Raw genomic sequence first — 14,281 nt, forward strand, 5'->3', positions numbered from 1 at the left:
GCAGCTGCAGGGTTCGCTTTCGGGGCCGTGCGCCGGCCAGCCAGTCAGCCAGCCAGCCGGCACCTGGCCCCTACCCCCAGTGCGGGGGTTTGTCGGCGCGCAGGCGGTCGTCGTTCTCGCCCACCTGTGTGGCGCGGCGCACAGGGGCGCCGCCCCAGGCCTCGGGCTTGTCTTCTGCCGCTCGCGCGGTCAGGGCGTGGTCGCCCGGGCTCGGGTCTACGCCAGCAGCAGCCGGTCGCTGAGCGCGACGCGAGCCGCGCACTCGCCGCACGCCCTGCCCGGTTGGTGAGCCCGGGTCGCGCTGACCGGCCTCGGCAAGACTGGCCTCGCGCACAGCGGCCTCGGCATCACCGGCCACGCGCGCCGCAGCCACGCGCGCGGCGCCCCGACGATCAGCGGCTTCGGGGGTGCCCGCTTGATTCATCTCTCACTCGCTCCCGTTACTGAGCGACCGCGGAGCCAGCGCCACCAGCACCAGCACCAGCACCAGCACCAGCCCCAGCACCGGGCGCCCCCAGCACACGGGCAATGCGCGCCGCGACACCCTCGGGGTCTGCGAACAGGTCGAAGCTTTGCACGCGGTGATAGTGCCACCCGAGACGCCGCAGCACGGCGGGGCGCAGCCTGAGCGCCTCGCGCAGGCTGGCGCCACCATCGCTCGCACCGGCGGTACCGAGGTCGATATCGATCGCGATCGCGCGATCACCGTACGAGGCTGCGATCGGAATCTCGCCGCGGTAGTCGAGCGCAACGGTGATGCCGTGGTCGCCGAGACGGTCAGCGAACTCGCGAACCAGCGGGTCGGTCTCAGCCGGCAGCGAGATCGGTGCGGGCTCGGGGTGCTCGAATGCGAGCAGCTCGGCGAGCTCGACGACGCCGTGCTTCAATCGCGACGAGTCAAGATCTTCGGGTTTAAAGCAACTGACAATCGTCATTGCCCGGCGTGCCCTGGTCATCGCGATGGCGAGCAGGTGCTCGCCCCCAGGCCGCCCGAGCGCCCCGAAGTTCGAGAGCACGCGGCCGTGCGGGGTGCGGCCGTAGCCGATGGAGAAAATGACGCGGTCGCGGCTCTGTGCAGTTGCCTGTTCGAGGGTAAGCACCGCGAACGGCTCCGCCCGCTCACCAAGCAGAAACTCGCGATACTGCGGAAACTTTGAGAATGCCTGCAGCACTTCGCGGTACACGCGAACGGCGTGCTTCTCGCTCGCCGTGATCACCATGAGTGACTCGCCCGGTCGCTCGTCGGCGTGCTGCAGCACCATCTGCACGACTCGATCGACCTCTGCCTCGGTGCTCTCGACGGCGCCGGTGTGCTGGTCGGGCAGCCCCTGCCCGGCCGGCACGAAGTCGTAGGTCAAGCTCGAGTGCCCGAGGAAGCTGCCCGCCCACGGCAGCGTCTTGATCTCGCCACCGTAGAAGCGGTTGTTCACGAGGTTCGTGAGGTCTTCTCCCCCGGCGCGGTAGCTTCGCGTGAGCTTCAGCGTCGGCAGCACCTCGGCGAGCTCTGAGAGCGCCGAGCGCAGCGCAGGGGTCTCCCCCGCATCTTCGGCGCCGGGGCTGTGCACACCGATCTCGAAGGCACTCGGAGTCTGAGTCGTGTCGTCCCCGAACACAACGACCTGGTCTGCCCTGCGAATAGCGCCGAGGTTCTCGGCGAGCGTCGTCGCGCCAGCGTCGACGAGCATCACCGTGTCGAACCGTGCGGTTTCTGGCAGCTGCGAGACCTCGTAGGGCGACATCGCAAGCACCGGGGCCAGGGTCGAAAACAGCGCGGGCGAGTCTTGCGCGAGCGCCGCGATCGAGGCGTAGCCGCTGCGCAAGAGCCCGCGCAGCGCGAGCGCCTCCTGCTTGTTGTCGAGCACGGCAACGCGCCACGCGTCTGCGAGCTTCGAGGCGAGCAAGGAGCCGTTCGCGCCCGCGTGGGCGTCGTCGACGAGCCTGAAGTCGGCCTCGAGCCGCTCGATGACGCCGGTGTTCGCGCTCAGCAGCGCCGGGTTGGTCTGCAGCATGCGCTCGAGCACCGATTGCCACCACGCGAGTTCGAGCTCTGCCGCGACGGCGTCGGCCGGCACGTGACGCGCCGACAGATCGTCGAGCAACGGCCCGAGACGTGCGCTGCGCAGCCGCTCGACGATCGTCGTGCGCTCCTGAATGTTCTGCAGCACCTCAGACTCTTTCGCAAGCTCCGAGACCCGCGATGCGAGGTCGTGCAGCCCGAGGTTCTTCATGCGGTCGGGTTCGGCAGTCGTGCCGAGCACCGCGTCAAGCTTGTCGAGGTCTTGGTATGCAGACTGGAAGGCGACGACGACGTCGGAGATGCCGAGCGGCACCTCGGGCCGGGCGCCGACGACCGTGGTGTAGCGCTGCCAGAGCACGCGCTGCTGCTGAATCTGCACGAGTCGGGAGTACATGTCGGTGATGCTCACGCCGGGGCGCACGTACTCCTGAGCGAGCTTGCGCAGCCGCCGCTTGTTCGCGGCCGTCATGTCTTCGTCGCTGCCGCGCGGGGCGTGCGCCGCGATCACCTCGGCGAGCGAGCGGTCGTACACCTCGGGCGTGAAGCGGTCAAGGGTGTCGCGAACCCCCATGAGCAGGCGCAGGTACACGCCGAGCTCGGAGATCGATTCGAACGGCCGCATCGACGTCTGTTCGACGACCTCGTTTGCCATCGTGATGAGGCGGGGCAGCTGCGATTCTGCGAGGTCAACGGCGATGCCGTAGGCGGCACGCGCTTCTTCGGTGCTCGAGAAGTCGACGCCGTACCAGGGCGAATCTTCTGGCCCGTACTGGAACTGGCCGAGCCGCGCGACCTCTGTGAGGTCGTCTGCCACCGAGCTGCGGTCGATCGTGAGTTGGCCGAGCGCTTGCGGGTCAAGCCGCACCGTCGTCGACGGCGGGTTGTCGCCGAGCGACAGGTTGGTGAGTTGCCTGAGCGCCTCGAGCGGGGTCACCGAGAAGCGTTCGTCTGGCTTCGCGAGCGCGTCGCGGTAGTCGAGCAGCACGCCGCGCAGCCGCACGAGCGCCTCGTCGACGTCGCGCATCTGCTCGGCCGTCGCGTTCTCGTTGCGGCTGATCGCCTCGACGAGATTGCGGCGGAGCCTGCGCGGGGTGACGGCGAGGCCGGGGAGCCCGGCGCGGGTGAGCCGATGTGTGATGCCGTCGATGGTGGATCGGCGTGGGGTCACGACGAGCACGTGCTTTCCGTCGCGCACGAGGTTTCCGATGGCATTCACGACGGTCTGGGTGCCGCCGGTGCCCGGCAGCTGACGCACGACGATCGACTGCCCCGCGTCGATCTGCGCGAGCACATCGTCTTGCTCCGGGTCGGAGTCGTACAGGCAGCGATCAGTTTCGGGCGCAGCGACGTCGGGCGAGACCGGGTTCACCGGGTGGTAGTTCTCGGCGAGGGTGCGCTTGGCGGGCTCGCTGCCGCAGATCGCCTGCAGAATCGGGGTGTCGAGCCGCACCGCGTCGGCGCGCATGCCCTGCGAGATGTTGTGGAACGAAGACACAACGAGTCGCGGCTGCACCACGAACTCGGGCACGCCCGCAACCATTTGCCTGAGCCGGTCGATGACGGGCTGAGGTTTGAACACGCCCTCGGCCTGCGACAGCTCGATGAGCGAGCGGGCGTCGATGGTGATGCCGAACTGGTCGCGGAGCGCGCGGATCAGCTCCGAGTTCACAACCGGGAAGTTCTTGAGCTTGAGCTCGAAGTCTCGGCCGTAGCGGCGAATCGCGAGCGGCCTGAGCAGCACCGGCGCGGTGAACTCGGTGCCCTCGAAGCTCCACTTGGCGAGCCCGACCGCGAGGTTCACGGTTTCAAGCCCGCGCATGGTGCGCATCTCGACGGCCTTGTCGGTGACGCGCGCGGCGGCGGCGCGAGCGTGGCGCAGCGCAAGGTCGTCGCGAATCAGCGCCGACAGCAAGATCTTGTTGCCCGAGATGAACTGCGGCAGCCCACCGGGGTGGGTCGACGACAGCTCGATGCGGTTTGCCGGGTGATCATCGAAGTGCAGCAGCGGGTTGCGCCCACCGATTTCGGTGAGCTCACGCAGCCAGGCCGCGTGCTCCTCGGCAAAGGGGTTGACGACCGCAACTGGCCCGCCGAGCTCGGGCTCGGGGTAGTTCGTGGCGATCCCCTCGGGCGCGTGACTGTTCGCCGGCTCCGCCACCTCGGTGACCTCCGGTGCTACTGCGGCGCTACCCTTTGGTTCGGGTCGCCTGCGACGTTCCACACTCCACACACCGCCACCCTAAGCGGTGTCGGCTGAATTTCGCCGCATTATTGCGGTGTTTCTTCGCGCGTCGTAGCTGTGACTTCGCCGCCCGCTGTGCGCCGGGCGACGAAGTCACTGTGAATTGCGCTCCGCTAGCGGATGATCGCGGTGTCGACCGCTGTGCCGCGCGCTCGCGCGACCAGGCGCATGAGGTGGTACACGCCAACCGCGGCGAGCGTCCCGAGTGCGATGCCGTTGAACATCACGTTGCCGAGCTGCATGCTGAAGTCGGCGATGCCCACGATGAGCGCGATCGCGGCGGTGAACTGGTTGATGGGCTTCGAGAAGTCGACCTTGTTGTCGATCCAGATCTTCACACCGATGAGGCCGATGAGGCCGTAAAGCGCAACCGTCACGCCGCCGAGCACACCGGCCGGCACCGAGAAGATGAGCGCCCCAACCTTGGGCGAGAAGCTCAGCAGCATCGCGATGATGCCGGCCACCCAGTACGCCGCGGTCGAGTAGACGCGGGTTGCCGCCATCACACCGATGTTCTCACCGTACGTCGTCGTCGCGGATCCGCCACCGAAGCCAGCGAGAATCGTCGAAACGCCGTCGGCGAGCAGCGCGCGGCCGGTCACCGGGTCGAGATCGCGGTCGATCATCAGGCCGACGCTCTTCACGTGGCCGACGTTCTCGGCGATGAGCACGAGCACGACGGGCAGGAACGCGGGCAGCAGGCCCCAGAGCGAGGGGTCTTGGAACGGGTTCGCCGGCAGGTGGAATTCGGGGAACCCGACCCACGCAGCGCTCTTCACCGCGTCGAAATCGACGATGCCCATGAGCGCGGCCGCGATGTAACCCACGACCATGCCGAGCACGATTGAGAGGCGACCGATGAGCCCACGGAAGAGCACGGTGATGAGCAGGATCGACGCGATCGTGATGAGCGCGGCCGTCGAGTGCAGCCCCTGGTTCACGTCGGGGTTTGCCGCGGGGTTACCGAACCAGTTGTTCTTCACGGCGGGGGCGAGGTTGAAACCGATGAGGGCGACGACCGCGCCCATCACCACGGGTGGCATCAGCGCGTTCACCCAGCCGGTGCCGAAGCGCTGCACGAGAATGCCGACGAGCGAGACAAGCACGCCCATCGCGATGATCGCGAACGAGGCGCGGGCGAGGCCAGCGACGTCGCCGTAGTCGAAGCCGGCGGTCGCCACCGCGATCGGGGCGAGGAAGGCGAACGACGAACCGAGGTAGCTCGGCAACCGGTTGCCCGTCATGAGCAGGAAGATCATGGTGCCGAGGCCCGAGAAGAACAGCGTCGCGGTCGGCGGGAAGCCGGTGATGAGCGGCACAAGGAACGTGGCGCCGAACATCGCGACGACGTGCTGGGCACCAAAACCGATCGTGCGGCCCCACCCCAGGCGCTCCTCGGGGAGAACCAGTGCGTCTTGCGAAACGGTCTTGCCGTCTCCGTGCAGCTTCCAGGGCAGCGCCATAGGGGCTCCTTTGGGGGCGGGCGATTCGTGCGAGCCGCGCGTCCACCCCACAGGCGCTCGACCAAAAGTCAAGCATACAGCGAACGCTCAGGAACGCGACGCCCGGGCCGGGTCAGCCCCTCTTACGCAGCCCGAGCGCGGCCGCAGCTCCCCCGGCGAGCAGCAGCATCAGCGCGACCCCCCAGCCGGCCATGGCGGCGCCCCCGCCCGTGCTCGCGAGCGCGGTCGGCGCATGCGGCACGGGGCGAGCGGTCTGGCCAGTGTCGCCCGTTCCCCCAGTGTCGCCGCCATCACCCGTGTCGATGGGAGGCGTCGGTTCGGTCGCGGTGCCGCTGAGCGCCACCGTGACCACGATGTCGCCCGGCGGATCCTCGGCCATTGCACGCGCTGGCATCAGTCGAAAGGCGTTGAAGGTCGCCTGCTGCGCGAGCTTGCCCGCGGTCTTCGGCGCCCACGTCACCGGCACCTCGATGCTGTCGCCCCGGCCAATATAGCCGTAGTCTGGAAGCTCGCCGAGGGTGATGCCCAGTCGTTGCAGGGCTGCAGCGTTCACCGTCTCGATCGCGACCTCATCAACGCCCGTGTTCGTGAGCGTGAGCGTGCGCTCGACGGCCTGGCCAACCCGCACCGTACCGAAGTCCACGGGAGGCGCCGTCACTGTGACCGGCGGCTGCTCATCGGTCCCTACCCCAGAGAACCTGAGGTAGCTCGAGCGCCGCTCGGTGGAGCCGTTGTCGAGCCGGTAGCTCAGATCGGCAGAGCCCGTGAGCGCGCCCTGCTCGAGGGGGCGAAAGTCTACGGCGATGTCGAGGCTGCCGCGTGCTGGCACCCGCAGCTCTTGCACGAGCAAGCGCTCATCTACGGCGAAGGGGCCCGAGAAGTTTGAGAGCGTCACCAGCGCATCGACGGAGGCCCGGTTCGTCAACCGCAGCGTTTCGGAGGAGTTGCGGCCAACGGGCACCTCCCCGTGAGCGACCGCCGGGTTGAATTCCAGTGCCGCGGATGTGAGTTCAAGCGCAAACGAGGAGAGCGTGGGTTCGCCAACGGGTGTGCCCGCAGCGTCGAGCTCCTGCGCAGTGAAGCTCACACCCTGCGACAGCGACTGCAGTTTCGTCGGGTGCGTCGTCCACGTGAGCTCGCAGGTGTCGCCGGCCTGCATCGTGCGCGACCCGAACCAGCCGGCCGGGCAGCCCTCGGAGAATGACCTGGTGGTCTCGGTGTCGGAGCCCGCGCCGCCGGAGGTGCCCGTAAGCCTCAGCGGTCGATTCGCCACAAGCGTTGCCGTGCGGGTCTCTTCAGACCCGACGGCCGTTGTGGCAACGAGCCGCTCGGGCGTCACGGTAAACAGCGCTTCGGGTGCCGCAGCTGGCACCCCGATCTCCTGCGCCGCCGCCGGGCTCGCGCCGGCGGCCACCCCCGACAGGAATACGATCACCGCGGCCGTAAGGGCACGCGCACCAACCTTGTTCACAGTTCCCCCGCACATTCGGCCTCGCATGTAGGGGTACGAAACTACTCGCCGAAGGTGGCGCGAAGCTTAAGAATAGGTGAATGCCAGGCGACGACGGCAGGCGACAGGGCCGGGCGGCCGAGCAGCCGTGCCCGGACAGCCGAGCCCGGGCAGCCGAGCCCGGGCGACAGCAGGCGTACTAAGAATCAAACCCGAGGCCGAGCGCGTCGAGCGCCTTGAGCAGCAGGTTGCGCTTCCCGCGGTTGTGGTCGGCGCGGTCGAGCGACCAGCGGGTGAGGTTGATACCGATGGTCGCCAAGGGCTCGGGCGGAAACGGGAGGGGAATGCTGCGAACCAGCTCGAGCTCGGTGCGCTCAGTGATGTGACCCTCAAGCCGATCCACCACGACGTCTGCCGCGAAGTGCGTGGCCCCCACGCCGAGACCAGTGAAGCCAGCGACGTACTGTACGCGGCCTCCGAACGCCTGCCCGAAGAACGCACAGAAGCGCGTCGACGTGTCGATCACCCCGGCCCAGCGATGCGAGAACTTCACCCCAGCGAGTTGCGGGAAGGTCGTAAAGAAGTGGCTCGCCAGCCGCCGATGACTTTCCATGCGGTCTTCATAGGCGCGCTTGATCTTTCCACCCGCGTGGTACACCGCGTCGTAGCCGCCCCAGAGTATGCGGTTGTCGGCCGTGAGCCTCGCGTAGTGAAACTGGTTGGCCATGTCGGCGAGCCCCTCGCGCCCGGCCCACCCGATCGAGTCGAGCTGCTCCGCGCTCAACGGCTCCGTCATGAGCACGTAGTCGTACACGGGCACCGTGTGAAACCGATATCGCTTGAGCAGTGAGGGGAACACATTCGTGCAGAGCGCAACGCGCTCGGCCGTAACGGTGCCTCGAGTGGTCTCGAGCACGATCGGCTCGTCGTCGCGGCCGTCGAGCCGATCGACGGGGGTGCCCTCGTAGATCTCGACGCCGATGTTCGCCGCGAACTTCGCGAGCGCGACGGTAAGCTTCGCCGGGTGCAGGTTCGCGTTTTCGCGGGGAGAAAACTCCCCGGCGAGAAAGGTCGGCGAGTTGACGCGCTCCCGCACTTGCGCGGCGTCGAGACCCACCACGTTGGGGTCTTGGTGCTCCCCCACCCAGCTCACCTGATGCGGCTGGTTCGCCACCGACAGCTGGCCGGTACGCTCCCAATCGACGTCGAGCCCGTGCTCCGTGACGAACCGCTCGATGGCGTCGAGATTCTCGTAGCCGAGGCGGCGCAGTGTGCCGGTCTCGTCGGGCCAGCGGGCCTCGGCGTTCGGCTCGCCGTGCGTGATGCTCGCCTCGCAAAAGCCGCCGTTGCGGCCCGAGGCGGCCCACCCGACCCTCACCGCTTCGAGCAGCACCACCCGGCGCTCTGGGTGCGCCTGCTTGAGCTTGATTGCGGCCCAGAGCCCGGCGTACCCGCCGCCGACAACGGCATCGTCAACGGTGATGCTGTCGCTGAGCTGTGGGTAGCGGTCGGCACTCGCAGCGACGTCTTCAATCCAGTACACACCGAGCCTCGTGTCGGCGAGCGATTCGTCGACGATGCGCGCAGCGGGGCGGTGCGTCTCAAAAACCGTCTGCTCCATGATCGCTACCAGTCCTCAGTCCGTGGGTCCCGTACCGCGAGTGTACAGCTCGCCCCCAGGCCGGCAATAGCAACTTCTGGCGGTTTCGGGGCGCGCAATCGGCGTTGCTAGGCTGGCAGCATGCCTCGCAGGGTCGAAGATTTTCGTGGGCTCACACGTCTCAGCAGGCTGCGCCTGCTGCACGCGGTGCACCGGGTGCCCGGCCGAAGACTCGCGGAGCTCGCGGAAGAGGTCGGGCTGCACCTGAACACCGCACGAGAGCACCTCGCGATTCTCGAGGCCGAGGGGCTCGTGAACAGCCTGACACTCGTCACGGGCGTTCGCGGCCGCCCGCCGGTTGCCTTTCACCCCGTCACGGATCTTGCCGAGAACCAGGCCGCGCGCAAGCGAGCCGAGGGCGCGCGCGAGCGCGGCGCGCTGCTACGCCGGCTCGCCCCCGAGCTCGACCGCGGAGGCGAACTCGGGGGCGCGGCGCTGGAGCAACTCGATGCGTTGTACGAGCACCTCGAAGACATCGGGCTCGAGCCGCGGCCCGACGCGTCACAGCTGAACGTCGATGTGACGCCCTGTCGCTACGCGTTCGCCATCGAGACCGAGCGCGCCCTCGTCTGCTCCGTGCACATTCAGTTGCTCAAGCACCAGTTGCAGCAGGTGCCTGGCCCCGTCAGGGTGCGGAGCGTCAAGCCGTTCGTCACGCCAACCCGCTGCGAGATCGCGCTCGAGGTGCGCGCCGACGCCGCTTCGGCCGCCTAGCCACGCCCAGGCGCGCGCCACCCCAGCCGCGGCCGGCGGCCGCGCGGCTAGCTCGGGTGCTGCGCCCACATGTCTGGCCCGAACACCTCGTAGTGAATGCTCGCCGCTGGCACTCCCCGTTCGAGCAGCGTGCGTCGGGCCCCCTGCATAAACGGCAGCGGCCCGCACATGAAGACGCGCGCCGCTGCGGGCAGGTCGACTCCCGTCAGATCCATGTACCCGCTCTTAGCTGGTGAGAGCGTCGGGGCGGAGTCAGCGGCCTCCTCGTACCAGTTCTGTGCGCGGGCGTCAGTCATCGACTGCACCTGCCGACGCAGCCCGGCGTAGAGCGCGTGGTCTGCGTGCGACCGATCGGCGTGGAAGATGCGCACGGTACGGCCAGGCTGGCGCTTCGACACGTCGTCGACGATTGCGGCCACCGGGGTGATGCCGATGCCGGCCGACACAAGCACGAGCGGGGCATCGCTGTCGTCGAGCACGACATCGCCAGCGGGCTGCGAAACGTCGAGCACTGCGCCCGGCTGTGCGTGCTCGTGCAGCCAACCAGACACGCGCCCGTCTGGCGCACCGTCGGCACCGCGAACGCGCTTGATCGTCACCCGCAGCGAGTCGCCGCGCGGCCCCGACGAGATCGTGTACTGGCGCGGCTGTCGCTGCCCGTCGGGCAGATCCACCGCAATCGCAACGTACTGCCCCGTTCGGTGCTCCGGAACCGTGCCGGCCACCGGGGCCAGCAGCAGCGAGAACACCTCCTCGCTCTCTTCGAAGCGCTCGGTGACTCGATACTGCCGCCACGGTTGCTCTGGGTCGGTGCCGCCGAGCGCGTACAGCTTCGCTTCTTCGGCGATCAGCGCAGTCGCGAACAGCCAGTACACCTCGTCCCACGCCGCGGCAACCTCGGGCGTCACCGCGTCGCCAAGCACCGTGCCAACGGCTGCGAGCAGGTGGTGGCCAACGATCGTGTACTCCCGAGCTTTGATGCCGAGCGAGACGTGCTTGTGCGCGATGCGCTGCATCACGGGGGTAAAGTCGGGGGCGTCGGGGTCGATGAGCTGCACGGCAAACGCCACGACCGACGCCGCGAGCGCCTTGGGCTGCTCGCCGATGGCCTGGTTCGCCATGTTGAACACCCGCTTCAGCTCCGGGTGCGCGGCGAACATCGCCGGGTAAAACGTGCGCGTGATCTCGTCGGCGTTCGCAGCCACCACCGCCGCCGTCGCGGCGACCGTGGCTTCCGAGCTTGGGGACAATTTCATCGACATTGCTGCCTCCTGATCGGGTGGGACATCCACCAACCAGATCCTCCCCCGGCCGCGGGAGCGGGCGCCTCGGCTTTCGCCGTGATTATTCATCGATCGCGCGCAAATCGCGCACACTCAAGCACCAATCGCGCACTCTCGCGCACCAAGCGCGCACTCTCGCGCACACTGCGCTCCGCCGCGCGCTCCCCTGGCGACTGCGGCGCCCTCCCCGCTACTTCGCGGGCGGCTTCATGATCGCGCCGGTCGCGAGGCCGACCGCGAGCCCGGCCGGCAGCCACAGCCAGAACTGCGTGAAGAAGCCGAGCACGAGCCCCATCACCGCGCCGACCGCGAGACCGAGGAAGATCTGCTTGCGCCTCGCCTCGGGCGTCGGCTCGTCGCCTTTCCCGTTGCCCTGGGGGCGATTTCCGGGCTTCGATGATTTGCTCATGCGCCCAGCCTACGCGCGGCGGCCCTGTCTGACCTGTCCATCTCCTGCAACCGCGCAATAATCTCGGGCGAAGCGCCCCGCGCGGTCGCCACCGCCACAAGCGCGCCCATAGCCCTGGCGATCTTGGCGGTGCTCAGCGATGTCTTCGCCCCTGCGCTCTCGAGCGCCGAGCCAACGGCGTCGAGCCACGCCTCGTCAGCGCCTGGCAAAAGCTCCGCCTCCCACTCGCGCCACGCGCGCTCGACCCTGGTATCGCCGCGCAGCTCGGTAGCGCGCACCCTGTCGTCGGCGAGCTCGACGACCTCGACCCCAGCACTGTCGACGAGGCGAACGGTGCGGCGCTCCGTGCGCAGCTCGGCGATCGGCCGCACGCCGTCGGCAACGTCGCCGACTCGTGCGCGGAGCTCGGTGCGCAGCCCCGCCGGAATCTCCGCGGCGAGCGGCCAGTGCAGCTCTTTGGTGCCGCCCGCGGTCTTCGCCTTGAGGTGCCAGCCGGCGTCACTGCCGCCCTCGCGCACCCGCATCGCGAGGCCGAGCGCAGCGAGCGCTCCCTCCGGGGTATCAAAATAGCGCGCGTTGAGCTCGTTCGTCTCGGCAACACCAACGCCGAGCCCCACCGCACGAAACGCCTCGGCGCCGGGTATTGCGGCGTCGGCAGGTACCTCGTACTTGCGCTCAATCTCGAGCGACTCCGTTGCACCGCCTGTGTGAGCCGCCGCACCTTGGTGTGCGGCCGCATCAGCGTGCGCAGCCCCGTCTCCGGGCGCAGCCCCGCCCGGGTGCGCCGCTTTGCCCGGCTGCGCGCCCGTAACAGGGGCCTGCCGCTGGCCGGCCGACCACACGATCCCCGCGCCCGCGACAACAACAAGCGCGATGCCCGCGAGCGCGGTCACCGTCAGCACGTCGCCTAAGAACAGCACGCCGACGAGCGTGCCCATGACGGGGTCGAACGCGAAGAAGACCCCGAGGATCCGCGCCGATGTGAGCCTGCCAGCAATCGTGTCGACGGAGAACGCGAGCGCGGTTCCCACGAGCGCCGACAGCGCGAGCAGCCCCCACTGCGCCGGCTGCACCTGGGTGATCACCGGCAGCGAGAACGGTGTCGTGAGCAGCGCGGCAACCGTTACCGAGAGCGCGACGCTCTGCAGCCCTCCCTCGGTCTTGCCGATTCGCGGCGCGAGCAGCGTGTAGCCGGCGAAGCTCACCCCCGCGAGGGCGCCCCACACCAGGCCGATCGGGTCGAACGGGCCGCCGAAGCCAGCGAGCAGCACGACGCCGGCGAACGCCGCTATCGCGAGCAGCCCCTCGCGCAACCGTCGCGAGGCGAGGAAGGCGACCATGCACGGCCCGAGAAAGTCGAGCGTTGTCGCGACGCCGAGCGGAATGCGCTCGATCGCCTGGTAGAGCAGCATGTTCATCGCGGCCATCGCGGTGCCGTACAGCACGATCCCGATCCACTCATCGCGCGACCTGCCGCGCAGCCGCGGGCGGAACAGAGCCAGCATGATGGCCGCGGCGATGAGCATGCGCAGACCGCTCGTGCCCGCCGCGCCGAGATCGGCGAACAGCGAGAGCGAAATTGCGGCGCCGATTTGCATGCCGATCGACCCCACGAGCACGAGGAGCATGGCGCGGATCGTCGCTGAGCGGTTGGGCTGGGTCTGCATCCTCCCAAGCCTAGGCCCAGCGGGGTGCCTACACTTAACATCGTGAGCGAGCTTGTTGATTCTGTGGTGGCTGCGGTGCGCGAGGCCGGCGCCGCCCTGCGCGGGGGCGGGGTGCCGACCGAGGTCCTCGCCGCCTACGTTGCCCCGCGCCGCAAGCTACTGATTCCCCGCGCGGCGACGATGCGCCCGCTCGGGGAGGTCTGGCGGGTTGGTACGTTACTCATCGGTGCGGATCCCGAGGCGTCACCCGCCCTCCTCATTGCGGGCAAAACCACTCGGGCTGCCGTGCGCCCGCACCCGGGCAACCAGTCCGTCTCGCGCGAGCAGCGACGTGACCTCGCCGCCGCCGCCCTGCACGGTGGGTACACCGAGGGCACGACGGTGAACTTTGACGCGCAGCTCGTCGCGCTCGACGAGCCCGCCCTCCTCGCACTACCCGCCGAGCTGCCCCTCGGGGTCGTCGCTGGCGAGCTGCGGGTACGGTGGCGGGCTGGTGCCCCGCTCGAGGGGGCGCAGACGCTCGCGAGCTACCTCGCTGAGCGGGTGGAGCTGCTCGTGCACCCGCCCCAGGGGGCCAACTAGCCGGTTGGAGCGCGCACTGCGGGTCTGTGCCGGCTCTGCCCGCTCTGCCCGCTCTGCCCGCTCTGCCCGCTGGGGGTGCCTTGCCCGCTGGGGCTGCCTTGCCCGCGGGGCTGCAGAACATCGGTAATCAGCACAACACAGGCCCGAGCCGGCCCGATCCACCCCTGGCTGCGCAGATCACCTATCCAGCGCAGACAGGCCCCGGCCCTGCCCGCAGCCCGCGGGGCTGCAGAACATCGGTAATCAGTACAACACAGGCCCGAGCCGGCCCGATCCACCCCTGGCTGCGCAGATCACCTATCCAGCGCAGACAGGCCCCGGCCCTGCCCGCAGCCCGCGGCTAGGCCGGCTGGCCAGCGACGTTGAAGCGCGGGGCCCGCGGCGCCCGGCGCGCATCGGGGCCTGTCGACAGCGTGCCGTCGGGCGCAATATGGCTGAACATCTGGGCGACGACGGCAAGAATATGCGGGTCTTCGACCCTGTAGAGCTGCCGCCGACCCTCTCGGCGGGCGGCGACGAGCCCGGCCGCCCGGAGCTTTGCAAGGTGCTGGCTGATCGCCGGGACGTTCGCCTGCGCCAGCTCAGACAGCGTCGACACATCGTATTCGCCCCCGGCGAGCAACCACACGAGGTGCAGTCGGGTGGGGGTCGACAGCATGTCGAACGTCGCAGCGGCGGCGTGCAGCTGCGCCTCGGTGATCTCGGGCAAATGATGGTCGTCCATCTTTCAATGATCCATCATTTGAAGATTTGCGCAAGTTATTGCATGTCGTAGGCTGGGTTCGCCCAGCCAG

At 68.7% G+C, this 14,281-nt stretch carries 11 protein-coding genes; 2 read left to right on the forward strand and 9 right to left on the reverse strand.

What is annotated here, in order from left to right; translation table 11 throughout:
- Nucleotides 1–70: 70 nt before the first annotated feature.
- The 5 genes from ABD115_RS02870 to ABD115_RS02890 form a co-directional block, all read right to left on the reverse strand.
- Nucleotides 71–424: a hypothetical protein gene (locus ABD115_RS02870; RefSeq protein WP_343958010.1), complete on the reverse strand. Its 354-nt coding sequence runs from the start codon at nt 422–424 to the stop codon at nt 71–73.
- A 16-nt stretch (nt 425–440) separates the two neighbouring features.
- Complete coding sequence (locus tag ABD115_RS02875) at nt 441–4,247, reverse strand: AAA family ATPase (protein ID WP_343958012.1); 3,807 nt, start codon at nt 4,245–4,247, stop codon at nt 441–443.
- 125 nt (nt 4,248–4,372) lie between these two features.
- A complete protein-coding gene (locus ABD115_RS02880; RefSeq protein WP_343958014.1) occupies nt 4,373–5,722 on the reverse strand; it encodes a uracil-xanthine permease family protein in 1,350 nt (449 codons plus the stop codon).
- Between the two features lie 112 nt (nt 5,723–5,834).
- On the reverse strand, nt 5,835–7,193 hold the full coding sequence (locus tag ABD115_RS02885) for a choice-of-anchor D domain-containing protein (RefSeq protein ID WP_343958016.1): 1,359 nt from the start codon (nt 7,191–7,193) through the stop codon (nt 5,835–5,837).
- Nucleotides 7,194–7,371: 178 nt separating this feature from the next.
- Nucleotides 7,372–8,793 (reverse strand): NAD(P)/FAD-dependent oxidoreductase, encoded by a 1,422-nt coding sequence (locus ABD115_RS02890; RefSeq protein ID WP_343958018.1) that lies wholly within the window; start codon nt 8,791–8,793, stop codon nt 7,372–7,374.
- Between the two features lie 120 nt (nt 8,794–8,913).
- Here ABD115_RS02890 and ABD115_RS02895 point away from each other — a divergent pair, with 120 nt between their 5' ends.
- On the forward strand, nt 8,914–9,546 hold the full coding sequence (locus ABD115_RS02895; RefSeq protein WP_343958020.1) for an ArsR family transcriptional regulator: 633 nt from the start codon (nt 8,914–8,916) through the stop codon (nt 9,544–9,546).
- Between the two features lie 47 nt (nt 9,547–9,593).
- Here ABD115_RS02895 and ABD115_RS02900 read toward each other — a convergent pair whose 3' ends face one another.
- The 3 genes from ABD115_RS02900 to ABD115_RS02910 form a co-directional block, all read right to left on the reverse strand.
- Nucleotides 9,594–10,808 carry a globin domain-containing protein gene (locus ABD115_RS02900; RefSeq protein WP_343958022.1) on the reverse strand — a complete coding sequence of 405 codons (1,215 nt, stop codon included), beginning with the start codon at nt 10,806–10,808 and terminating at the stop codon, nt 9,594–9,596.
- A gap of 211 nt (nt 10,809–11,019) precedes the next feature.
- Nucleotides 11,020–11,238 carry an HPP family protein gene (locus ABD115_RS02905; RefSeq protein WP_343958024.1) on the reverse strand — a complete coding sequence of 73 codons (219 nt, stop codon included), beginning with the start codon at nt 11,236–11,238 and terminating at the stop codon, nt 11,020–11,022.
- On the reverse strand, nt 11,235–12,905 hold the full coding sequence (locus ABD115_RS02910) for an EamA family transporter (protein WP_343958026.1): 1,671 nt from the start codon (nt 12,903–12,905) through the stop codon (nt 11,235–11,237). The genes ABD115_RS02905 and ABD115_RS02910 overlap by 4 nt, the downstream gene beginning before the upstream one ends.
- 42 nt (nt 12,906–12,947) lie before the next feature.
- Here ABD115_RS02910 and ABD115_RS02915 point away from each other — a divergent pair, with 42 nt between their 5' ends.
- On the forward strand, nt 12,948–13,487 hold the full coding sequence (locus ABD115_RS02915) for a hypothetical protein (protein WP_343958028.1): 540 nt from the start codon (nt 12,948–12,950) through the stop codon (nt 13,485–13,487).
- A gap of 340 nt (nt 13,488–13,827) precedes the next feature.
- Here ABD115_RS02915 and ABD115_RS02920 read toward each other — a convergent pair whose 3' ends face one another.
- Nucleotides 13,828–14,211 (reverse strand): ArsR/SmtB family transcription factor, encoded by a 384-nt coding sequence (locus ABD115_RS02920; protein ID WP_343958029.1) that lies wholly within the window; start codon nt 14,209–14,211, stop codon nt 13,828–13,830.
- Nucleotides 14,212–14,281: the final 70 nt, after the last annotated feature.

The organism is Leucobacter albus (assembly GCF_039528015.1).
GTDB classification, from domain to species: Bacteria; Actinomycetota; Actinomycetes; order Actinomycetales; family Microbacteriaceae; genus Leucobacter; species Leucobacter albus.

What these genes read in the sequence shown, in the direction of transcription:
- ABD115_RS02870 (WP_343958010.1), bottom strand. Translation starts at nt 424, where the DNA reads ATGAATCAAGCGGGCACCCCCGAAGCCGCTGATCGTCGGGGCGCCGCG.
- ABD115_RS02880 (WP_343958014.1), bottom strand. Translation starts at nt 5,722, where the DNA reads ATGGCGCTGCCCTGGAAGCTGCACGGAGACGGCAAGACCGTTTCGCAA.
- ABD115_RS02890 (WP_343958018.1), bottom strand. Translation starts at nt 8,793, where the DNA reads ATGGAGCAGACGGTTTTTGAGACGCACCGCCCCGCTGCGCGCATCGTC.
- ABD115_RS02895 (WP_343958020.1), top strand. Translation starts at nt 8,914, where the DNA reads ATGCCTCGCAGGGTCGAAGATTTTCGTGGGCTCACACGTCTCAGCAGG.
- ABD115_RS02900 (WP_343958022.1), bottom strand. Translation starts at nt 10,808, where the DNA reads ATGTCGATGAAATTGTCCCCAAGCTCGGAAGCCACGGTCGCCGCGACG.
- ABD115_RS02905 (WP_343958024.1), bottom strand. Translation starts at nt 11,238, where the DNA reads ATGAGCAAATCATCGAAGCCCGGAAATCGCCCCCAGGGCAACGGGAAA.
- ABD115_RS02910 (WP_343958026.1), bottom strand. Translation starts at nt 12,905, where the DNA reads ATGCAGACCCAGCCCAACCGCTCAGCGACGATCCGCGCCATGCTCCTC.
- ABD115_RS02920 (WP_343958029.1), bottom strand. Translation starts at nt 14,211, where the DNA reads ATGGACGACCATCATTTGCCCGAGATCACCGAGGCGCAGCTGCACGCC.